General features: G+C 66.9%; 19 protein-coding genes. 13 read left to right on the top strand and 6 right to left on the bottom strand.

What is annotated here, in order from left to right; genetic code table 11:
• The first annotated feature begins 94 nt into the window (after positions 1-94).
• Genes O1A05_RS07115 through O1A05_RS07100 form a run of 4 tightly spaced genes read left to right on the top strand, consistent with a single transcriptional unit; the run spans position 95 to position 6,640 of the window.
• Complete coding sequence (locus O1A05_RS07115; protein ID WP_270107336.1) at positions 95-2,200, top strand: transglycosylase domain-containing protein; 2,106 nt, start codon at positions 95-97, stop codon at positions 2,198-2,200.
• Positions 2,197-3,108 (top strand): metallophosphoesterase, encoded by a 912-nt coding sequence (locus O1A05_RS07110; RefSeq protein WP_270107335.1) that lies wholly within the window; start codon positions 2,197-2,199, stop codon positions 3,106-3,108. Before O1A05_RS07115 ends, O1A05_RS07110 begins: the two co-directional genes overlap by 4 nt.
• Positions 3,105-4,841 (top strand): ABC transporter ATP-binding protein, encoded by a 1,737-nt coding sequence (locus tag O1A05_RS07105; RefSeq protein ID WP_270107334.1) that lies wholly within the window; start codon positions 3,105-3,107, stop codon positions 4,839-4,841. Before O1A05_RS07110 ends, O1A05_RS07105 begins: the two co-directional genes overlap by 4 nt.
• Complete coding sequence (locus tag O1A05_RS07100) at positions 4,838-6,640, top strand: ABC transporter ATP-binding protein (RefSeq protein WP_270107333.1); 1,803 nt, start codon at positions 4,838-4,840, stop codon at positions 6,638-6,640. The genes O1A05_RS07105 and O1A05_RS07100 overlap by 4 nt, the downstream gene beginning before the upstream one ends.
• Positions 6,641-6,647: 7 nt before the next feature.
• Here the strand turns inward: O1A05_RS07100 and O1A05_RS07095 are convergent, their stop codons facing one another.
• From O1A05_RS07095 to purD, 3 genes are all read right to left on the bottom strand, one after another.
• Complete coding sequence (locus O1A05_RS07095) at positions 6,648-8,297, bottom strand: long-chain-fatty-acid--CoA ligase (protein WP_270107332.1); 1,650 nt, start codon at positions 8,295-8,297, stop codon at positions 6,648-6,650.
• 62 nt (positions 8,298-8,359) lie between these two features.
• On the bottom strand, positions 8,360-9,265 hold the full coding sequence (locus O1A05_RS07090) for a phosphoribosylaminoimidazolesuccinocarboxamide synthase (protein WP_270107331.1): 906 nt from the start codon (positions 9,263-9,265) through the stop codon (positions 8,360-8,362).
• A complete protein-coding gene (purD, locus tag O1A05_RS07085; RefSeq protein WP_270107330.1) occupies positions 9,262-10,539 on the bottom strand; it encodes a phosphoribosylamine--glycine ligase in 1,278 nt (425 codons plus the stop codon). Before purD ends, O1A05_RS07090 begins: the two co-directional genes overlap by 4 nt.
• Positions 10,540-10,576: 37 nt before the next feature.
• Here purD and O1A05_RS07080 point away from each other — a divergent pair, with 37 nt between their 5' ends.
• The 9 genes from O1A05_RS07080 to purM all read left to right on the top strand — a co-directional run bounded on the left by O1A05_RS07080 (position 10,577) and on the right by purM (position 17,682).
• Complete coding sequence (locus O1A05_RS07080; RefSeq protein WP_270107329.1) at positions 10,577-10,861, top strand: hypothetical protein; 285 nt, start codon at positions 10,577-10,579, stop codon at positions 10,859-10,861.
• The gene (locus O1A05_RS07075) at positions 10,858-11,856 is read left to right on the top strand and encodes an asparaginase (protein ID WP_270107328.1); all 999 of its coding nucleotides are present in this window, start codon (positions 10,858-10,860) and stop codon (positions 11,854-11,856) included. Before O1A05_RS07080 ends, O1A05_RS07075 begins: the two co-directional genes overlap by 4 nt.
• Entirely contained in the window at positions 11,856-12,221 is a 366-nt protein-coding gene (locus tag O1A05_RS07070) for a sterol carrier family protein (RefSeq protein WP_270107327.1), read from the top strand. Before O1A05_RS07075 ends, O1A05_RS07070 begins: the two co-directional genes overlap by 1 nt.
• 43 nt (positions 12,222-12,264) lie before the next feature.
• Complete coding sequence (locus O1A05_RS07065; RefSeq protein WP_270107326.1) at positions 12,265-12,969, top strand: FadR/GntR family transcriptional regulator; 705 nt, start codon at positions 12,265-12,267, stop codon at positions 12,967-12,969.
• Positions 12,966-13,955 carry an asparaginase gene (locus tag O1A05_RS07060; RefSeq protein ID WP_270107325.1) on the top strand — a complete coding sequence of 330 codons (990 nt, stop codon included), beginning with the start codon at positions 12,966-12,968 and terminating at the stop codon, positions 13,953-13,955. The genes O1A05_RS07065 and O1A05_RS07060 overlap by 4 nt, the downstream gene beginning before the upstream one ends.
• Before the next feature lie 267 nt (positions 13,956-14,222).
• Positions 14,223-14,390: a hypothetical protein gene (locus O1A05_RS07055; protein WP_270107324.1), complete on the top strand. Its 168-nt coding sequence runs from the start codon at positions 14,223-14,225 to the stop codon at positions 14,388-14,390.
• A 34-nt stretch (positions 14,391-14,424) separates the two neighbouring features.
• A complete protein-coding gene (locus tag O1A05_RS07050) occupies positions 14,425-14,832 on the top strand; it encodes a hypothetical protein (RefSeq protein WP_270107323.1) in 408 nt (135 codons plus the stop codon).
• A gap of 94 nt (positions 14,833-14,926) precedes the next feature.
• Positions 14,927-16,441 carry an amidophosphoribosyltransferase gene (purF, locus tag O1A05_RS07045; protein ID WP_270107322.1) on the top strand — a complete coding sequence of 505 codons (1,515 nt, stop codon included), beginning with the start codon at positions 14,927-14,929 and terminating at the stop codon, positions 16,439-16,441.
• 59 nt (positions 16,442-16,500) lie between these two features.
• Positions 16,501-17,682 (top strand): phosphoribosylformylglycinamidine cyclo-ligase, encoded by a 1,182-nt coding sequence (purM, locus tag O1A05_RS07040; protein ID WP_270107321.1) that lies wholly within the window; start codon positions 16,501-16,503, stop codon positions 17,680-17,682.
• A gap of 44 nt (positions 17,683-17,726) precedes the next feature.
• On the opposite strand, the gene O1A05_RS07035 is transcribed toward purM, so the two are convergent.
• From O1A05_RS07035 to O1A05_RS07025, 3 genes are all read right to left on the bottom strand, one after another.
• Positions 17,727-18,242 (bottom strand): DUF2087 domain-containing protein, encoded by a 516-nt coding sequence (locus tag O1A05_RS07035; protein WP_270107320.1) that lies wholly within the window; start codon positions 18,240-18,242, stop codon positions 17,727-17,729.
• A gap of 77 nt (positions 18,243-18,319) precedes the next feature.
• The gene (cysK, locus tag O1A05_RS07030; protein ID WP_270107319.1) at positions 18,320-19,270 is read right to left on the bottom strand and encodes a cysteine synthase A; all 951 of its coding nucleotides are present in this window, start codon (positions 19,268-19,270) and stop codon (positions 18,320-18,322) included.
• 15 nt (positions 19,271-19,285) lie between these two features.
• Entirely contained in the window at positions 19,286-20,518 is a 1,233-nt protein-coding gene (locus O1A05_RS07025) for a YeeE/YedE family protein (RefSeq protein WP_270107318.1), read from the bottom strand.
• Positions 20,519-20,537: the final 19 nt, after the last annotated feature.

Below are 20,537 nucleotides of genomic sequence, written 5' to 3'. Positions count from 1 at the left end.
CACGTCCGGTCCTGGAACAGATCATCTCGTGTCAGAATCGACCACAGATTCTGATGAAATTCAGAGCTCAGGTTCGGACCGTACAATGGTGGCCATGGCTTCATCCCGCTCACCCTTCTTTGACACCGCCACGACTTTGGGCAAGGTCGTGGCGTTCTTCGGAATCGCGGCCCTGTGCGGCGCATTGGCTGCCGGGCTCATGCTGCCGTTGGGCATGGTGGGCGGCGCCGCCGCAAACACCGGCAGTGAACTGCTCGACAACCTTCCTGCGGAGTTGCAGGAGGAGCCACTCTCGCTACCCTCGACCGTCGAGGCCGCCGACGGCACCGTTCTGGCCACGTTCTACGCTGAGGACCGCACCCCGGTCAGCCTCGACGAGATCTCCCAGCACATGCAGGACGCCATCATCTCCGTCGAGGACGAGCGCTTCTATGAGCACGGCGGTGTGGACGGCCAGGGCCTGGCCCGTGCGATCGTCAACAACCTCACCACCAGCACTCAGCAGGGTGCATCAACCCTGACTCAGCAGTACGTGAACAACGTGCTGGTGAACTACCAGAACCTCAATGATCTGCGCACCACGGTGTCGGGACAGAAGACCGTGCCGGACAAGTTGCGCGAGATGAAGCTCGCCGTGGCCATCGAGAAGGAAATGACCAAGGACGAGATCCTCGAGGGATACCTCAACATCGTCCTGTTCTCCGGTCGTGTCTATGGGGTGGAAGCCGCATCTCGCTACTTCTTCAACAAGAACGCCGCGGATCTGAACATCCCTGAGTCGGCCCTGCTGGCCGGCATGGTGCAGTCGCCCAACGCCCTGAACCCCCTCAACAATCCCGAGGCGGCCAAATCCCGTCGCGACACCGTGCTCTACACGATGCTCAACAACGACAAGATCACGCAGGAAGAGTACGAGGAAGCGGTCGCTTCTGAAATCGTGACCGATGAGACCCCGGTCCGCTCGGGCTGTGCCTCGGCCGTGGCTGGTTCGGGATACTTCTGCGACTACGTGCAGCGCCAGATTCTGGCCGATCCGGCCTTCGGCCCCGATGCCGACGCCCGTCAGCGCCTCCTCGATCGCGGTGGCCTGACCATCAAGACCACCCTGGATCTGGATCTGCAGCGCGTGGCCGCCGAGCAGGCCAACCAGTCGGTGCCGCGCGAAGAGAGCGACGACATCGGCGCCGCGCTGATCACCGTGGAGCAGAACTCGGGCAACATTCGGGCCATGGCACAGAACACCGCCTACAGTTCCGCCGAAGGCAACGGCAACACGACGCTGAACTTCAACGTCGACAAGCAGTGGGGTGGCGGCAACGGCTTCCAAGCCGGTTCGACGCTGAAGCCTTTTGTGGCCCTCGCCTGGCTCGGCTCCGGCAAGTCGATGCGCGACCAGGTCGATGCCTCCCGCGACTTCTACGCCAACGGCACCGCGTTCCCCGCCTACTGCCGCCCCGGTGGCGCGACCCTGGTCAACACGGACGGCGACGGGTGGGAAGTGAACAACGCCATCGCCGATATGAAGCAGCGCATGCGGGTGGACTACGGGCTGTTCTGGTCCATCAACACCGCCACCGTCGCCACGGCGTATGCCACGGACCTCTGCGCCATCACCGACATCACCACCGCCGCTGGTATCGAGCGTGCCGACGACGGCGAGCCGCTGAGTCCACAGCGACCGTCGTTCCTGCTCGGCGCGGAGGAAGTCTCACCGATGACGATGGCGTCGGCCTACTCGACCCTGGGCTCCGGCGGCACCTACTGCGAACCGCGGGCGATCGCCGAGGTCACCGATGGCAGCGGCAACAGTTATGAGGTGCCTCCGGTGCAGTGCAACTCGAACGCACTGAACTCCGAGGACATCTCCGAGCTCAACCACACCCTCAAGGCCATCGCGGACGAGCGCATCGCCCTGGGCTCCATCAACTACGACATCGCCGGCAAGACCGGTACCAACAACTTCGAGTCCTCCACCTGGTTCATCGGCTACACCTCACAGCTCACCACCGCCTCCTGGGTCGGGAACTACCGCAACCTGCAGGCGCTCACCGGTCGCACCATCGGCGGGGTCACCTATGACGACGTGTGGGGCTCGCTTATTGCGGGTCCGATGTGGGTGGACTACATGAGCCAGGTGGCCGACCAGTACGAGACCAACACCCTGCCTGACACCGGCACAGGCAACCCCCGCTCGCGGTGATTCGGCGCCCGCTCATCACCGGAGCGCTCACCGTAGCCGCCCTGGCCGCCGCCACGGTGGCCTACGGCGTGTACGAGACGCGCCGCTTCGTGGTGCGGCGGGAAACGCTGCCCTTGCTACCCGCCGGGGCTGCACCGGTGCGGGTGCTCCACCTCTCCGACATCCACCTGATGCCGCGAGACACGCTCAAACTGCACTGGTTGCGCGAACTCGACGCCGCATTGCAGCCCGACCTGGTGGTGAACACCGGTGACAACATCGGTTCCGCCGCATCCATCCCGTTGCTGCTCGAGGCCATGGAACCACTGCTTGCCCGCCCCGGGATCTTCGTGCCCGGCTCCAACGACTACTACGCGCCCAAACCACTGATCAACCCGTTCAAGTACTTCGCCGGCCCCTCCTCCGCCGACTTCGATCGCGAAGAACGCGAGGCGCTCGCCCGGCGCCGTCTACCCAGCGACCAGTTGTTCGCAGCATTCGAGCAGTCCGGCTGGCTCAACCTCACCAACACCACCGCCCGGGTGAACCTCAGTGGCACCGCAATCGACTTCGCCGGCACCGACGACCCGCACCTGGATCTCGACCGCTGGCCCGGCTTTGCTGCGGCACACTCTCCCGCCCTGCGGTTGGGTGTCACCCACGCCCCCTACCGGCGAGTGCTGGATGCGATGCGCGACGATGGCGCCGATCTGATGCTGGCCGGGCACACCCACGGCGGCCAGATCTGTCTACCCTTCTACGGGGCATTGGTCACCAACTGTGACCTGCCCACCCGCTACGCCTCCGGGCTGCACTGGTGGGACGACACCCCCTTCAATGTCTCGGCCGGGATCGGCGCAGCTCCGGCGGCGCCGCTCCGGATCGCCTGCCGGCCGGAAGCCGTCGTCATCGACCTGATGCCACGATGACCGAGAAGACCGCGAAGAGCCCCGAACGCAGCATCTGGCAGGCCATCGCCCGGCTCAGCCCCTACCTCGACGGGGTGCGCTGGCGCTGGGCGCTGGGCCTGACCGCCGCCCTGGCCGCCTCGCTCGTGGCCCTAGTGATCCCCCAGGTCATCCAGCATCTCGTGAACTCCATCGTGCACGCCGGCTCCGCCCAGGTGTGGACCGCCGCACTCGTTATGGCCGTGCTGGGTGTGGCCGAGGCCGGACTCATCTACGCCCGCCGATTCTTCGTACTGCCACCGGCCGCCGGGGTCGAAACCCGCGCCCGGGTGGCGCTGTACCGGAAACTGCAGCGGATGCCGCTGTCTTTCCACGACACCTGGCCCTCCGGACAGCTGCTTTCCCGGGCCGTGTCCGATCTGAACCTGCTGCGCCGGTGGATCGCGTTCGGCACCATCATGTTCATTGTCTCGGTGATCACCATCCTGGTGGGCATGGGGCTGATGTTCTCGCTGTCCTGGCAGCTCGCGCTCGTGTACCTGTTAGGCGCGGTGCCGATCATGTGGCGCTCCTTCGGGTTCCGCCTCGACTTCCGAGCCGCCTCACGGCTTTCCCAGGACCAGGCGGGCGACCTCGCCACCACGGTGGAAGAATCCGTGCACGGGATCCGGGTGCTCAAAGCGTTCGGGCGCAGTGGTGAGGCGCTCGACGGGTTCCGCAGCCAGGCCGACACACTGCGCGGCACCGAAGTACACAAAGCCACCGTGCTCTCCCGATTCATCGGTCTGGTGGTGGCCCTGCCGGAGATCGTGCTCGGCATCAGCCTCGCTCTCGGCCTGTACCTCACCGCAGACGGCTCGCTCACCGTGGGCGCGCTGGCCGCGTTCTTCGCCACCGCCATGGTGCTGGCCGGGCCCGTGGAATCGGTGGGCCAGCTGATGGGTATGGCGTTGTCCGCCAAGACCGCTATCGACCGGCACATCGAGGTGATGGATCAGCCCGCCGTCGTCGAACCCTCACAGCCCCAGATCCCACCACGACGCGGCAGCCTCGAGTTCCGGGGTGCCGAATTCCACTACGCCGACGCCGAACCCGACGACGCCGGGCACATACCCGCCCTGTTCAGCGTGAACCTGGAGGTCCGCCCCGGCGAAACCATGGCGCTGGTGGGTGTGACCGGTTCCGGGAAATCCACCCTGGCGCATCTGGCCCCTCGACTCTACGACGTCACTGGCGGCCAGGTGCTCGTGGACGGGGTGGACGTGCGCGAGATGAGCCTGGACACGCTGCGCACCCGGGTGGCCATCGCGCTGGAGGAGCCGACCTTGTTTTCGGACACGGTGCGCAACAACGTGCTACTCGCCGCCGACGAGGAGATGCTGCACACCGCACTGCACACCGCCCACGCAGATTTCGTCTACGACCTGCCCGAAGGCGTTGAGACTCAGATCGGTGAGCAGGGGCTGAGCCTCTCCGGCGGGCAACGGCAGCGTCTCAGCCTGGCCCGCGCGATTGCCGCCCGACCCGACATTCTGGTGCTTGACGACCCGCTTTCGGCGGTGGATGTGCACACCGAGGAGCTGATCACCGCCCGGCTGCGCGAAGTGCTCGCCGACACCACCGTGTTGATTGTGGCCCACCGCCGCTCCACCGTGGCCTTGGCCGACCGAGTGGCGGTGCTGCACGAGGGTCGCATCGTGGAAGTGGGCGCACCGGATGAGATGCGCTCCGAGATCTACCGGGAGCTGCTGTGATCGGAACCAGCGGAGAAGAAGAGCTCCACCTCTCGCGTGAGGGCCGCAAACATGTGCGGCGCCGCTCCCTGCGGCTACTCGGCGCGCTGGCCCGGCCGGTGGCCTGGAAGCTGTGGGTCGTCGTCGTCCTCGTCGTGATCGCCAATGCCGCCCGGGCCGCGTTCCCGCTGCTCATCGCCTGGTCCATCGACGCCGGGCTGCCCGCCCTGCAACGCGGAATAGAAGCCAACGACGGTTCCGCGGTGCCCACCGCACTGGGGATCGGCGGCGCCTACGCGCTCACCGGGGCAGTGGCCGGCGTGGGGCTGAGTCTCTACCTGTGGCTGACCGCCAAAGTCTCGCAAGCGATGTTGCTGGCCCTGCGGGTGCAGGTGTTCAAACACACCCAAGTTCTCTCCCTGGAGTTCCACGAGCGCTACACCTCGGGAAAGGTGATCTCACGGCAAACCTCCGATCTGGACTCGCTACGCGAGCTGCTCGACCAGGGCGTGGCCGCACTTGTTTCGGGCCTCATTTTCATGAGCTTCACCGCGGCCTCCATTATTCTGCTCGACCCGTGGTCGGGGCTGGTGCTGGCCGGGGCTTTCATCCCGGTGGCGCTGCTGGTGCGCTGGTACCAGGTACGCTCCGAGGTGGTCTACCGGGCCACCCGGGTCTCCTCGGCACGGGCAATTGTGCACTTCGTGGAGACGATGACCGGCATCCGCGCCGTGCAGGCCTACCGTCGGGCCCGCGCCAACGATGACCGTTACGAGGAACTGGCCGAACAGTACCGCGATGACACGGTGGAATCACTGCGCCTGTTCGGGGTGTTGCAGCCCACCATGGTGCTCATCGGCAACGCCACGGTGGTGGCTCTGCTGCTCTTCGGCGGGTTCCGGGTGGTGGCCGGGGATCTGGAGATCGGTGTGCTGGTGGCGCTGCTGTTGGCTGGCAAGCGGGTGTTCCAGCCCATGGAGCAGGTCGCCATGTTCTACTCCTCCTTCCAGTCCGCCTCGGCCGCGCTCGAGAAGGTCTCCGGGGTGCTCGAGGAGACCCCCACCGTGCAGTATCCGGAGCACCCCACCCCGGTGGAAGCACAGGGGCATCTCCGTTTCACCGACGCCGAGTTCGGCTACACCGACCGTACGGTGCTGCCTCGATTCGACCTGGATATCCCGGCCGGGCAGACAGTGGCCGTGGTGGGACCCACGGGTGCCGGAAAATCCACGCTGGCGAAACTGATCGCCCGCTTCTACGACGTCAGCGCCGGCAGCCTCACCCTCGACGGTGTCGCGCTGCGCGACATCTCCCACGAGCAGTTACGCGAAGCAGTGGTGATGGTGACCCAGGAGGCGTTCCTGTTCTCCGGTTCCGCTGCCGAGAACATCGAGATCGGCCGTCCGGGGGCCTCTCGGGAGGATATCGAGGCGGCTGCTCGCGCCGTCGGCGCGCACGAGTTTCTCTCGGAACTGGGCTACGACACCGACATCTCCGCCCGCGGTGTCTCCGCCGGGCAACGGCAGCTGATTTCCTTCGCCCGCGCGTTCCTGGCCGATCCGGCGGTGCTCATTCTCGACGAGGCCACCGCCTCCCTGGACCTGCCCAGCGAGCGGGCGGTGCAGGCGGGCATGGAGCAGCTGCTGGGTTCGCGCACCGCGCTGATCATCGCCCACCGGCTCTCCACCGTGCTCACCGCCGACCGGGTGCTCGTGATTGACGACGGCCGGATCGTCGAGGATGGCAGCCCGGCACAGCTGCTGGCCGAGGGCGGCCGGTTCGCCGAACTGCACCGGGCTTGGGAGCAGTCTCAGCACTGAATCAGAATCAGCTCTGGTACTGGTCCCGGTACTGCTCTCGCAGCCCCTTCTTGTTGAGCTTGCCCACCGAGGTGCGGGCAATGGTATCCACGAACAGCACTTCGTCGGGCAACTGCCAGTCGGCGAAGGCGCCGCGTAAGACACCGCGGACGTCGTCGTCACTCACAGAGTCCCCCTCCTGAGTGACGACGAGCGCCAGCGGCCGTTCTTCCCATGTCGGGTGGGGGATGCCGAAGACCGCTGCTTCAGCAACCCCGGGCAGGCTGACGATGAGGTTCTCCATATCGATGGAGGAGATCCACTCGCCGCCGGACTTGATCACGTCTTTGAGCCGGTCGGTGACCTTGAGGTAGCCGCGGGAGTCGATGAATCCCACGTCGCCGGAACGCCAGTAACCCTCGGCGTCGAAGCCGGCCTCGCTGGCCTCCGGGTTCTGGTAGTACTCCGCGGTGATCCAGGGACCGCGCAGCATGATTTCGCCCACGGACTTGCCATCGTGCGGTAGTGGTTCACCGGCCGGGTCCACGATCTTCACGTCGACGCCGGGGACCACGTACCCCTGAGACCGGCGCAGCTCCCAGGCCTCGTCCTCGGTGAGGCCCAAGCCGGGCCGCAGCCGGTTGGTGGAAGCGACCGGGGAGGTTTCGGTGGCGCCGTAGGCGTGCACCACCTCGGCCCCGGTGAGCTCATAGAACCCCCGCATCATGGACAGTGGTGGTTCGGAGGCTCCGCAGATCAGGCGCATCCTGGAGAAATCGGGAGCGGAGCCATTCTTGGCCACCCCTTCCAGGTGCTGCAGCATCGGCATCAGGATGGCCGGCGCGGCCGGGGCCACGGTGATCCCGTGATCCATCATGGCCGAGGTGAGCATCTCCATCTCGGTCGCGGCGAACCGGCCGGGAAGCACCGAGCGAGCACCCACCAGCACGGCAGTGTAGGGCAGCCCCCAGCACTGCACGTGGAACATCGGGGTGAGGAACATGATGGTGTCTTGCACGGTGATGCCGATGTTCATCGCCACCGCGGAGGCGTGCAGCCAGGTGGAGCGGTGCGAGAAGAACACGCCCTTGGGCCGGCCGGTGGTGCCGGTGGTGAAGCAGGCGCCGGAAGCGGTGCGCTCATCCACCTCGGGCAGCTGGAAGCGTTCTGCTTCGTCTTCGCTGGCCAGCAGCGCCTCGTAGTGCAGTTCGCCATCGCGGGCGTCGTCGACGTCGTCGCTGGCGATGATCCAGGTGACCGAAACCCGGTCCTGGACGTCTTCCATGACCGAGCGCAGGGACTCATCGACGATGATGTGGCTGACCCCGGAGTGCTCGATGACGTAGCTGAGGTCGGTGGGCGACAGGCGCAGGTTCAGCTGCACCATGGTCGCGGCGAGTGCGGGCACGGCGAAGTAGGACTCGAAGTGGCGCAGATCGTTCCACATCAGCAGACCCACGTGGGTGCCAGCACCGATGCCCAGGCCGCTGAGGCCGGTCGCCAGTCGTCGCACCCGCGCCCAGGTGTCGGCGTAGTTGGTGGTGTGCCACTGGCCGTCGAGGGTGCGGTGCACGACGTCCTGATCGCCGAAGCTGCGGGCAGCGTGAGCAAGCATGCGGGTGGTGGTGAGCTGCGCGTCGCCCATGGTGGAGACGGTGCCCAGTACGGGTGATGTCATCAGTGACCTCCTGGTGGAATGTCACGACGGTACTGGGCGCAACGTTGCGGTAACGTTGCAGCTTATCCACAGGTGAATTCGCGGCCGGTGAGCCGCTCAAATGCCTCCACATAGCGGGCCCGGGTCTTCGCCACGATCTCCTGAGGCAGCTCCGGAGGTTGCGAGGTGCGGTCCCAGTCGGTGCTGGTGAGCCAGTCGCGGACAAACTGCTTGTCAAACGAGGCCTGGGCGCGGCCCGGCTCATAATCGGCAGCATCCCAGAACCGCGAAGAATCCGGAGTGAGCACTTCATCACCCAGGGTGATCAATCCGGTAACGACGTCGACCCCGAACTCGACCTTGGTATCGGCGAGGATGATGCCGGCCTCGCGAGCAGCGCGTTCGGCGCGGCGGTAGATCTGCAGCGTCATCCGGCGCAGTCGCTCCGCCGGGATCTGCCCGATCCGGGAGGCCATCTCCTCGAAGGTGATGTTCTCGTCGTGCTCGCCCACCTCTGCTTTAGCGGACGGAGTGAAGATCGCCTCCTCCAGCCGGGAGCCGTCGGTGAGGCCCTGAGGCAGCGGAATGCCGGTGACAGTGCCGTGCTCGCGGTATTCGGCCAGCCCGGAGCCGGTGAGGTAGCCGCGGGCGATGCACTCCACCGGGTACATCTGCAACCGGCGCACGATCATCGCCCGGCCGCGCACCTGCTCGGGCACGTCCAGGGAGACCACGTGATTCGGAATGTGCTCCTCGTCCGGGTTCTCCGGGTCGGGCTGAGCCAGCTGCTCGAACCACCACAGCGAGAGCTGAGTGAGCACCGCGCCCTTGTCGGGGATGGCGGGAGACAGCGCAAAATCGTAAGCGGAGATACGGTCGGAGGCCACGACCATCACGGTGGTGGAGGCCCCGGGCTCGGAATCGGCGGGTTCGTAGAGGTCACGCACCTTGCCGGAGTAGATGTGCCGCCAGCCGGGAATCTCGATCATGCCTGCTCTTCCCCCGGAATCTGGATGTCGCCGCGTTCGGCCTTCAACCCGATGTCGGTGCGCCACTGGCCGCCGTCGAGGCTCAGGGTGGCCACCCCGGCGTAGGCCTGTTCGCGCGCTGCGGCGAGGGTCTCGCCCTGGCCGACCACGGCGAGGAGTCGGCCACCGGCGGACAGATACGTCCCGTGTTCTCCGAGCACGGTGCCAGCATGCAGCACGGGGGCCTGCACCTCGTCGAGCCCAGTGATCTCGTCACCCTTGCGCGGGGTGCCCGGATAACCGGCGGCAGCCACCACGACGTCGACGGCGTAGCCGGGCTCCCACTCCAGCGCCGGGTACCCATTCAGTTCGGAGGTGGCGGCGGCGTGCAGCAGCTGCCCTAGCGGCGAGCGCAACTGGGCGAGGACGGCTTGGGTCTCGGGATCACCGAAGCGAGTGTTGAATTCGATCACGCGCACCCCGCGGGCGGTCACGGCCAGCCCACAGTAGAGCACGCCGTTGAAGGGGGTGCCGCGCTGGACCATCTGCTCCAGCACCGGCCGGGCCACGGTGTCGAGCACCTCGTCGACGAAGCCGTCGGGCAGCCAGTCCAGCGGGGTGTAGGCGCCCATGCCTCCGGTGTTGGGGCCGACGTCGCCGTCGAAGATGCGTTTAAAATCCTGGGCCGGTTGCAGCGCTACGGCGTCGGTGCCGTCGGCGATGACGAACAGGGAGACCTCGGGTCCGTCGAGGAACTCCTCGATGACCACCTGCGAGCCGCCGTCGAAGCAGCTCTGCGCGTGGGCCAGGGCTTCCGCACGGTCCTCGGTGACCACGACACCCTTGCCTGCGGCCAATCCGTCGTCCTTGACCACATAGGGTGCGCCGAATTCGTCCAACGCAGCTGCGGCTTCCTCCGCGGTGGTGGCCACGCGGGCGGAGGCGGTGGGCACGCCGGCGTCGCTCATGATCTCCTTGGCGAAGGCCTTGGAGGACTCCAGGCGGGCGGCCTGCTGAGAGGGGCCGAACGTGGCGATCCCAACGGCGCGCAGGGCGTCGGTGACCCCGGCAGCCAGCGGCGCCTCGGGGCCCACCACCACCAGATCCGCCGCCAGCTGCTGTGTCAGTTGCACGACCGCGTCGGGGTCGGTTTCGGAGACGGCGTGCACGGGCACATCCCCTCCGATTCCCGCATTACCCGGGGCGGCATGGATTTCCTCCACCGCGGGGTCGTTCATGAGGGCACGAATAATGGCGTGTTCGCGGCCGCCGGAGCCGAGCACAAGAATCTTCACGGGGTCAAGCCTACTGGCTGTGCACTATTCTGGCGGTATGCATGAATCCGACCGGTCTCGTGACGATCATCCCTTCGGACATCAATACGGGCGCTCGCCCTCGTCGTCGCCGCTGATTCCAGGGTGGCTGCAGGTCACCTATATGTGGGTGATCGTCAGCTTCACCTGCACCCTGATCGTCTGGTACGGCTTCCGGATGGCCGGATTCGGCCGGGGTGACATTCCCCAGGCCACCATCTCGCTCACCGTGGGCGTCATCGCTGGCAGCATCGTCACCGTATTATTGCGCCGCCGGCGCTCGGGCCGGGGAGGCCGGCGATGACCGCCCAACTCATCAACGTGGTGCGCAACGACGTCGTCGAGTCTTCCTCGCAGGGCTCCGCCGTGGTGGTGGGCCCCGACGGTAGCGTGCTCTGCACTCTTGGCACGCCGGAGGACGTTATTTATCCGCGTTCCTCGCTGAAACCCCTGCAGGCGATCGCTTCGCTGCGGGTGGGTGCACCGTTACGTGACGAGCAGCTGGCCCTGGCCTGTGGCTCGCACCGCGGCACCGAGGCCCACCAGCAGGTCGCCGCCCGCATTCTCGACGACGCCGGTTTGAGCGAGGACGACCTGCAGTGCCCGGAGGCCTATCCCGCTGACTCCGGCGAGGTGGCCCGGCTGGCCGCCGTCAGCGCCCCGGTGCGGCTGACCAAGACGCCCTCGGCGTTCAACTGCTCGGGCAAACACTCCGGGTTCCTCTCCGCCGCCCGCGCCGCCGGGCATCCCACCGAGACCTACCTCGACCCGGAACACCCGGTGCAGCGCGAGGTGTTCTCGGTAATCGAGCAGTACTGCGATGAGACGATCACCCATCACGGCGTGGATGGCTGTGGCGCCCCGGCCCCGATACTCTCGCTGACCGGGCTGGCCCGCGGCATCGGACAGGTGGCGTCCGCCCCGCACCGGCGCACCGCAGAGCTGCCCGCCGCTCAGGTAGCCACCGCCATGCTCGAGCACCCCTGGGCGGTGCACGGCCCCACCAGCTCCGACACCGTGATCCTGCGCGAGCTCGGCGTGCTCTCCAAGCTCGGAGCCGAGGGGGTCCGCGTGCTCGCCGCCCCCGACGGCACCACCGTGGCGGTGAAAGCCCAGGACGGGTCGCACCGGGCCGGCGGGCTCGTCGGGCTGGTACTGCTCTCTCAATTCGCCCCGGAAGCGGTGCCGCTGGACGCCATCACCCCCGTGCTGGAGACCGTAGTGCCGCAGGTGCTCGGTGGCGGGAAACCCGTGGGCCGGATCCAGCTGGGCCACGACGTGCTCGAGGTGCTCGACTGATGGCGCGGCGCCGTATCGACCCCGTCGAGGGCCGGGCCGCCGTCCAGGCCTGGCGCGACGCCGAGGACCCGTCCGCACTGTCCCGCTCCGTGCGCGGCACCGCGGTGCGCTTCAGCCTGGAGGAACTCGCCGCCCTGTCCCCCGGACGCTCGGTGGAGGTCCGGGTGCCACCCTTCGGCGTCACCCAGTGCATCCAGGGTCCCGACCACACCCGCGGCACTCCGCCGAATGTCATCGAGACCGATCCGTTCACCTGGATGGCGCTGTGTCTGGGCACCCTGACCTGGGATGACGCGCTCGCTTCCGGCGCCGTCGCCGCCTCAGGGCTCCGTGCGGATCTCAGCGAGCGCCTACCCCTGTTCTGAACCGCGCTTGACGTAGCCTGCATCACATTGCACGCTCATGTCCATGAACCTGTCAGACAGCTGGACACCTGGACAGCAACCGATCGTGCGCACCAGCGCGTCCGAAGCGGTCTTCCATGCCTTGCGCTCGTCCATTGAAGCCCAGGAAATTCCCCTCGGCGCCAAGCTGGGCTCCGAAGCCAGCCTTGCCTCGGACTACGGCGTCTCGCGCTCGGTGGTCCGTGAGGCGTTGCGCTCCTGCGCCGCTATGGGCCTGACCCGCACCGAAACCGGGCGCGGCACGTTCGTGGTGTCTCACCGCCCCACCCGCACGCTGATGCTGGGCGGCTACTCCTCGGAAGACCTGCACGAGGCCCGTCCCCACATCGAGATCCCGGCTGCCGAGCTGGCCGCCGTCCGGCGCACCCACTACGACCTGGAGCGGCTGGCCGGACTCGTCGAGCAGATGGAACAGGAAGACGACGCCGCCACCTGGGTGGAACTCGACGCTGCTTTCCACGCCGCCATCGCCGCCGCCAGCAGCAACTCGGTGTTTGACCGGGTTGTCACCGATATCCGCGAGGCGATGAGCCGCCAGTCGGGAACCGTGAACCGGGTGAGCGGGCGCCGAGATCCCTCCAACCAGGAACATCACGCCATCCTCGCTGCCATCGAGTCCAAGGACGCCGCCGCTGCCGGCACCGCCATGCGCGCCCACCTCGACACCGTTCAAAACGCCGTCGCCGCCAGCAACAGGAGCACCTCGTGACCGCACTACCCCACCACGTCCCCCTGGCCGCCCAGACCCGCGGCGAACGGGTGGAATCCCTGCACTATGGATCCGCGGTGGTGCTCTCCGGAGACTCGGCGACCGTCTACGGCGACGCCGAAACCCCGTTCTATCCGCGGTCGGCCCTGAAGCCGTTGTTCGCGGTCGGGATGTTGCGGGCCGGGCTGGACCTCACCGACGAACAGATCGCTCTGACCGCGGCCAGCCACTCCGGGTCTGAGGAACACCAGCGGGTCGCTCTCTCCACCCTCGCTACCGCCGGGCTGGGCCCCGAGCACCTGGGCAACTCCATCGACCTGCCCTACGGTACTGCAGAGCGCGCCGCCTGGTTGGCCGCCGGACACGGTCCCACCCAGCTGGCGCAGAACTGCTCCGGCAAACACAGCGCCCTGGTCGCCCTGTGCCGCCTGCACGGCTGGCCCGTGGAGGGCTATCTAAGCCAGAATCACCCGGTATACCGACTACTCACCGACACGGTCATCGAACTCACCGGTGAAACTCCCGCGCACATCAGCACCGATGGCTGCGGCACCCCCGTGCACGCCCTGACCCTGCCGGCGCTGGCCCGCGGCTTCGCCCGACTAGCCGCCGCCGACGCCGACACCCCCGAGGGCCGGGTTGCCGCAGCGATGCGCGCCCACCCCGAGCTGGTGGCCGGCGAGGGCCGCGATGTCACCACCGTGATGCGCACCCTCGACGGCGCGGTCGCCAAAGACGGATTCGAGGGCATCCAAGCACTCGCCCTGGCCGACGGCACCGCTGTGGCCCTCAAGATCGCCGACGGCGCCGACCGCGCCCGAATGCCAATCACCCTAGCCCTGTTGGCTGAGCATCCCACCCCCGTGGCTCACCAGCTGGATTCCCCCGCCCTGACCGACGTCCTCGCCCCACCGGCCTTCGGTGGCGGCCAGATCGTTGGCCGCTTACGTGCCCTGCCCCGCACCGCGCGCACCGTCCGCCACTGACACCTCTGGCACCTCTCTGGGCTTTCTGATTTCTGGTCCCCGCCTGACGTCCGCCCGGCATACTGCGGGCTGATCGTCGACCCCGATTCACCATCCTGCACAGGATTCTCACCCCATGTCCTCCAGCACCCTGCCTTCCTTCAGTGCGCCCGAAAACACCGAGAACACCTGCAATACAGACAGCACAGCCACCCGCCTCGTGCACGATCTCATCGGCGAGCGCGAGGTTCCGGCCCCGACCTACTGGCCCAGGCCGGCTCCGGCATCGTGCTCAGCTACGCGAACTGTGGCTTCTTCGCCTTCCGCATCCTGCGCGCTCTCGGCGAACAGGTCATGTACCGGCCCTCCTCCGGCAAGGCTGAGCGCCCCGCCCTGGCCGCGCAGCCGGCCGGCGACGAGGGCACCGAAGACGACGCCGACCAGACGCGCGTCTGACGCACCGGTGAACTCTGGCTAGACTGGGGGCACTATGTCGCGTTCTGCTTCAAGCACCCCGGACGACCCCGGTCAGCCAGAGTCCCCCACCCCCTCGGATCCCACGCAGCTGGTGCTGCGTCGGGCCCCGCGTCTCAGCGTCTTCCTCATCGGCGGCGCCCTGCTCGGGGTCATCGCGGCACTGATCCTCAACGGCACCCAAGAGCCTAACCCGGACTTCGTGGAAGAGTCCGCACTGGGCTTCTTCATGGTCACCCTCGCGGTACCCGGTCTCGCCCTGAGTGCGCTGGCCTGGCTGTTGGTCGATCGCCGTTCAAAGAAACGCGCCCGCACCGTCTACGCCGAACCCACCACCGACTACGACAACGCCGATTTCGCCCTCGGCAGCACCGATCTCGACGAGCTGCGACGTCAGTCCCGAGAGCGCGACGCAGAGCAGTAACATAGGGAGTCGGACCCTATGTTCGTGTGGTCCGGCAGCATCAACAGCACTTCAGCAACCACCAGCACCCACAGCATCACAAGGAGCCACTCACGTGTGTGGAATCGTTGGCCATGTCTCGGCCGGTCCCGTAAACCAGCAGGTTTACGACTCTCTGCTCCTGGTCCAGCACCGCGGCCAGGACTCCACCGGCATCGCGACGGCGGATGGGCGCACCCTGCACCAGTCCAAGAAGTCCGGTCAGGTCCGCGAAGCCTACCGCACCCGTGACATGCGCGAACTGCTGGGAAACATCGGCCTCGGCCACGTCCGCTACGCCACCAAAGGCCACGCCACCAACCTGGACGAGGCGCAGCCGTTCTATGTGAACGCCCCCTACGGCATCGTGCTGGTGCACAACGGCAATCTCACCAACACCCGCGAGCTGACCCAGCAGATGCGCGAGCGTGATTTCCGCCATCTGAACTCTTCGTCCGACACTGAGCTGCTGCTCAACGTGCTGGCGTCCTCTCTGCAGGACAACGTGGGCAACCGTCACCTCGACGCCGACGCCATCTTCGAGGCCGTCACCAAAGTCCACTCCCGGATCCGCGGCGCCTACGGTGTCATTGCGCTGATCGCCGGCCACGGCCTGCTCGCCTTCCGCGACCCGCTGGGCATCCGCCCGCTGGTGCTCGGCCGCCGTCAGGTCACCGAGGAGATCGCCGAAGCAGCCCGCACCTATCGCGAGACCCACGGGCTCTCCGACGAACTGCCCGAGCAAGAATGGGTGGTCGCCTCCGAGTCCCTGGTACTGGAGGCCGGCGGCTACGAGGTCGTCCGCGAGATCGCCCCCGGCGAAGCAGTCTTCATCGACGAGGCCGGACGCATGCAGTCCCAGCAGTGCGCCACCGACACCTCCCTGGTTCCCTGCGCCTTCGAGTACGTCTACCTGGCCCGCCCCGACTCGGTGATGAACGGCATCTCCGTCTACGAGGCCCGGCTGCGCATGGGCGAGAAACTCGCCCAGACCGTGCGCCAGCACGTTCCCGACGACGATTTCGACGTGGTCATGCCCATCCCCGATTCTGCTCGACCCGCCGCCCTGCAGGTAGCCCACACCCTGGGCAAGGAGTACCGCGAAGGTTTCTACAAGAACCGCTACGTCGGCCGCACCTTCATCATGCCCGGCCAAGAGGTCCGCCAGAAGTCGGTGCGACAGAAACTCAACGCCATGCGCTCCGAGTTCGAGGGCAAGAAGGTGCTGATCATCGACGACTCCATCGTCCGCGGCACCACCTCCAAACAGATCGTGGAGATGGCCTACGAAGCAGGCGCGGTGAAGGTCACCTTCGCCTCCGCCGCTCCCCCGGTCCGCTACCCACACGTCTACGGAATCAACATGCCCAACGCCGAAGAACTCGTGGCCCATAACCGCAGCGTGGAGGACGTCCGCAAGATCCTCGGTTGCGACCACCTCGTCTACCTGGGCGTGGAGGACATGGCCGAGGCCATCATGGCCGACACCGACTGGGACGGCCTGGAGATGTCCTGCTTCACCGGAGAGTACGTGACCGGCGACGTCACCGAGGAATACCTGGAATTCGTCGCCGGCGACCAAGAGTCCTGAGCCCTTCCGAGAACACTGACACGACCCCGCTGACGCAGACGCAGAAACCGAGGCACATCATGACGCAGCAGCCAGATTCCGCCCCCATCACCTACGCCGGCGCCGGAGTCGACGTCGAAGCCGGCGACAAGGCCGTCGAGCTGATGAAAGAGGCCGTGAAGGCCACGCACTCCGCATCCGTCGTAGGCGGCTTCGGCGGCTTCGCCGGCATGTGGGATGCCTCTGCACTGACCCGCTACACCCAGCCGCTGCTGGCCACCTCCACCGACGGGGTGGGCACCAAGGTCGCCATCGCGCAGGCACTCGACATCCACGACACCATCGGCCAGGACCTGGTGGGCATGGTCGTCGACGACATCGTCGTCATCGGCGCCGAGCCGCTGTTCATGACCGATTACATCGCCTGCGGGAAGGTCGTTCCCGAGCGCATCGCCGACATCGTCCGCGGCATCGCCGAGGGCTGCCGCCTGGCCGGTACCGCCCTGGTGGGCGGGGAGACCGCCGAACACCCCGGCCTGCTGGGTGAGCACGAATACGACGTCGCCGGAGCCGCCACCGGCGCGGTCGAAGCCTCCGAGGTGCTGGGCCCGGAGCGAGTGCGCGCCGGCGACGCGGTCATTGCCATGGCCTCCTCCGGCATCCACTCCAACGGCTACTCCCTGGTGCGTCGCATCATCGTCGAACGCGACTGGGCGCTGGACCGCCAGGTCCCCGAGTTCGGCCGCACCCTAGGCGAGGAACTGCTCGTCCCCACCCGCATCTACTCCAGCGACTGCCTGGAGCTCACCCGTCACCTCAACGGCGACGCCCGCACCGGCGCCTCCGCCGCGGTCACCACCGCCTCCGGCGAACCCGCCATGCACGCCTTCTCCCACGTCACCGGCGGCGGGCTGGCGGCCAACCTGGCCCGCGTCCTGCCTCAGGGTCTGATGGCCACCGTGGACCGCACCACCTGGTCGCTGCCCCCAGTGTTCTCCGTGCTTGCCGAACTGGGACAGGTGCCCCAGCCCGATCTGGAGCGCACCCTGAACCTGGGTGTCGGCATGATCGCCGTCGTGGACGCCGAAGCAGCCGAGGAGACCCTGCGCTGGCTGAACGCCCGCGGGGTGGACTCCTGGCATTTGGGCACCGTCTCCGAGACCGACGCCGCCACCGCACCGACCAGCAGTGTGGACTACGTGCAGGGCGCCAAGGGCGTCGACGGCGGGGCCGTGCTCATGACGGGCGCCTACGCAGGCTGATTCATCGTCCCGATCTCGTTCGGAACGTTGTCAGCCCCAGCGGCTCACGATTGCATTGACGCGGGCCCGCGCCCAGTCAGCGCATATTCAGTCCCATCGGATCGACGCTCGACCAATTCGTAATCGACGAGGTAGCGGCGCAGTACGGCAACATCCTGTGAGAAAGGACGGAGCCTGTCGTTGACTTGACGTTCGGTCAGGACCTCGTCCGCAGTGAATACCTCGCTCGCCACCCAGGCCAGCAATTCACCTCGTTCTTCGAGGTTCGCGGGGTACTGCAGAATCCGCTTCCCGTCTACGAATCGCTCACGCCCCTGGCGCGTCGGGACATGCGTGGACTCGAGAACTTTTCGGAAGACATCCGGCACGAAGGCCTGTGTTTCCAGTTCCACCATGCCGCTGTTTACCAGCGCTTTGGTCACTTTTCGCCGCTTCGACGGCGAGAGGTCAGCGATCGCAGACTCGACAGTCGCACCAAGCATGATTTCTGCCGCCGCACGACGGGAGTCTGCATTGGCGAAAACGGAGATGAGGGGCCGCCACTGGTTCTGAGTATCCACGTCGGTTCGATCCTTCCTGCGCTATCTGGTCCCTTCGAATACTACGACGTGAAGCAATCGGCGATGTGAGCGCGGAGTCAGCGCGCGTGGTCGAACAGTTCCGATGAGAGATAGCGTTCGCCGGTGTCCGGAAGCACCGTCACAATGGTCTTGTTCGCGTTTTCGGGGCGGGCCGCCAGCTCGCGAGCCGCGGCAAGCGCCGCGCCCGAGGAAACCCCGACGATCAGGCCCTCTGTTGCGAGAGCCTCGCGGGCCACCTCGAGCGCGTGATCTTGCTGCACGCCGATGATCTCATCGGCGATCTCGATCTCGAGCACCGGCGGGAAACCATTGCCGCCGATGATGCCCTGGATCTTGTGGGGCTGGAATTCGCCGCCCGCTAACACCGGTGCCTCTGCGGGTTCAACCGCGACCACCTGCACGTCGGGGTTCTGCGACTTCAGGTACCGGCCCGTGCCCGTCAGGGTACCGCCCGTGCCTACGGTGGCGACGAAGATGTCGACCTGGCCGTCCGTATCGTGCCAGATCTCCGGGCCCGTGGTGCGCTCGTGCACCTCGGGATTCGCGTCGTTGCCGCCCTGCCCCGACAAGAACGCTCCGGGCAACGTGTCGAGAATGCGGCCGGCCTCCTCGTTGGCGCCAGCCATCGCCGTGTGGCCCGGCGTCAGCACCAGCTCGGCGCCGAGAGCCTTCAGTAGGGTGCGCCGTTCGAGCGAGACATCGTCGGGCATCACGATGATCACCCGGTAGCCTTTCACAGCACCGATCCAGGCGAGTGCGATGCCGGTGTTGCCGCTCGATGCCTCAAGGATGGTGCCGCCGGGTTGCAAACGCCCATCCGCCTCTGCCGCCTCGATGATCGAGAGCGCGGTGCGGTCCTTCACGTTGGCCGCGGGATTCTGTGATTCGAGCTTCGCCAATACCCGCGCTCCGCCAGCGGGCACCACCCGGTTAATCTGCACCAAGGGGGTGCGCCCCACAAGTTCGGTGAGGTCCGCGGCGATTTTCGGCCGCGCGTGTTCTGACATGGTGATTCCCTACGTCTAGTTGTATGCGGTGGGGTTCGTGCGTCGGTGCAGCCCCAGTTTGAAAGAGGCGCCTGCGGCCGTGAACACGGCAATCCCGAACACCCAGCCCGAGAGCGCCATAGCCTGCGTGCCCGAGAGCAACACGCCAATGGTACAGCCCAGGCCGATCATCGAGCCCCAGCCGAGCAAGACGCCACCCAGCAGCGCACTCGATGAGTTGAGCACGGTGACGCGCTCGGCCTTCACGCGTCGCCCGAGCAGCGCCATGACGAGCGATGCCGAGAAAATGCCGAGAATGAGCCAGCCGTTCGTGGTGATCGTGTGCACCACGACGGCGACGCAGCCGGCGAGACGCTCGTCGAGGCCCGGCATGAAGCTCGGCAGCACACCGAGGTCCGTCATCTGCGTGCGCGTGAGCGATGAGATCTGGCTAGTAACGCCCAGCGGCTGATCCTTGTAGTAAGCGAGCACGGCGATGATGCCAACCGCGGCACCCGTCACGAGTGCCGGCCAGCGGGTGAAGAAGAGCGATCTGCGGATCTCGGTTCCATCGATCGTACGAGCGGGTCGGGCCTGCACCCGCGGGTTCCACTTCAGCAGCCAGATGCCGAGGCCCGCCAGCACCGCGAGCTGCAGCACTACGGAGACCGTGTAGCCGTTGCCCGACGGCAACCACGGCACGGGCGCGCCGAGGATGAACGCCGAGTAAACGAAGTCCCACGACAAGAAGCCGGCACCGAAGCCGAGCACGACGCCGATGAGTGCCGGGATCGACCGCAGGTGGCCCTGCGGCAACCGGTAAAGGTGGCCTGCGATGCAGCCGCCCGAGATCACCATGCCGACGCCGAAGGCGAGGCCGGCAACGACGAGCGCGAGCGAGACCGGCGCGATATGAGCGTCCTCCGGTATCTGGTTGCCGGTGGGGTTCGGGATCCGCATGCTGAAGATCACCGCATACCCCAGCGTGCCGACCGCGATCGAGACGAGCACCGCATACAGGCCGCGCGAGTTCCTGTTCTCGAAGAAGTCCCGGAAGATACAGAAGAAGCAGTAGCGGCCGCGTTCGAACAGGATGCCGAGCCCCGCGCCGACCAGCAGGATGAAGGCTGCATTCTGGCCGCCGACGCCCTCGCCGCCGATGGCGGCGAGCCAGCTCGCGGTGCCTAAAAGCGCCGCGGCGACCGCCAGCGCGATGATGGTACGAATCGTATCGCCGCGCGTCCATCCCAGCGCGGCTTCGGCGGTCACCGAGGAGTCTGTTTCTTCA

The organism is Citricoccus sp. NR2 (assembly GCF_027594385.1).
In the GTDB taxonomy this organism is placed as follows: Bacteria; Actinomycetota; Actinomycetes; order Actinomycetales; family Micrococcaceae; genus CmP2.
The sequence above is the reverse complement of the archived record's forward strand: the minus strand, read 5'-3'. Positions and strand labels throughout refer to the sequence as shown.

Bases quoted from the DNA above. Each gene is read 5' to 3' on its own strand.
- O1A05_RS07115 (WP_270107336.1), top strand. From the start codon at position 95: ATGGCTTCATCCCGCTCACCCTTCTTTGACACCGCCACGACTTTGGGC.
- O1A05_RS07105 (WP_270107334.1), top strand. From the start codon at position 3,105: ATGACCGAGAAGACCGCGAAGAGCCCCGAACGCAGCATCTGGCAGGCC.
- O1A05_RS07095 (WP_270107332.1), bottom strand. From the start codon at position 8,297: ATGACATCACCCGTACTGGGCACCGTCTCCACCATGGGCGACGCGCAG.
- O1A05_RS07090 (WP_270107331.1), bottom strand. From the start codon at position 9,265: ATGATCGAGATTCCCGGCTGGCGGCACATCTACTCCGGCAAGGTGCGT.
- O1A05_RS07080 (WP_270107329.1), top strand. From the start codon at position 10,577: ATGCATGAATCCGACCGGTCTCGTGACGATCATCCCTTCGGACATCAA.
- O1A05_RS07075 (WP_270107328.1), top strand. From the start codon at position 10,858: ATGACCGCCCAACTCATCAACGTGGTGCGCAACGACGTCGTCGAGTCT.
- O1A05_RS07070 (WP_270107327.1), top strand. From the start codon at position 11,856: ATGGCGCGGCGCCGTATCGACCCCGTCGAGGGCCGGGCCGCCGTCCAG.
- O1A05_RS07065 (WP_270107326.1), top strand. From the start codon at position 12,265: ATGAACCTGTCAGACAGCTGGACACCTGGACAGCAACCGATCGTGCGC.
- O1A05_RS07050 (WP_270107323.1), top strand. From the start codon at position 14,425: ATGTCGCGTTCTGCTTCAAGCACCCCGGACGACCCCGGTCAGCCAGAG.
- purM (WP_270107321.1), top strand. From the start codon at position 16,501: ATGACGCAGCAGCCAGATTCCGCCCCCATCACCTACGCCGGCGCCGGA.
- cysK (WP_270107319.1), bottom strand. From the start codon at position 19,270: ATGTCAGAACACGCGCGGCCGAAAATCGCCGCGGACCTCACCGAACTT.